This is a genomic window from Rhizobium sp. 01L419, assembly GCF_056400025.1.
Map to the genome: position 1 here is coordinate 1 of NZ_JBFTSM010000061.1, position 466 is coordinate 466.

Here is a 466-nt window from a genome sequence, read left to right on the forward strand (position 1 = left end):
CCGCCGTGACCGTCTTGGTGTCGCCGGCATCCGGATCGGTATCGTTGGTCAGCACATTGCCACTGGCAACCACGCCACCCGAACCATTGGCCGCACCGCCCTTCTCGGTCGCATCCCCCGCATCGGCAACCGCCGTCGGCGTCGCGTTGGAGACCGACGCCGGGCGGAAGACCACGTCGGCCCAATAGTTGGCGGCGCTGTAAGTGGCATTTGGGAAAATGCCGGCGGCGGCGGAGCCGCCATAGCGGTAGACCCCGTTGCCACTCGCTGACGCTGTCAGCGGGCCACTGGTGACGGCGGTCGTATAGAAATTGTTGGTCGCCACGTAGGCGCCGGTCGTGTGGTAGGAGGCAACATAGGTAGTGTTGGCTGTGATGGTGACGGGCGTTGCGAAGTTTACCGTCTGCCAGCCGCTTGCCGTGGTGGTGGTGAAGGTGGCGGTGGCAAGCTTGGTGCCCGTGGAGGT

Annotated in this window: 1 protein-coding gene; it reads right to left on the reverse strand. The window is 65.0% G+C overall.

Annotation, left to right across the window (positions count from 1 at the left end):
- Positions 1–466, reverse strand: a 466-nt coding sequence (locus AC1DUP_RS36785) for a DUF4082 domain-containing protein (protein ID WP_477837385.1), incomplete at both ends; no start/stop codon positions are given.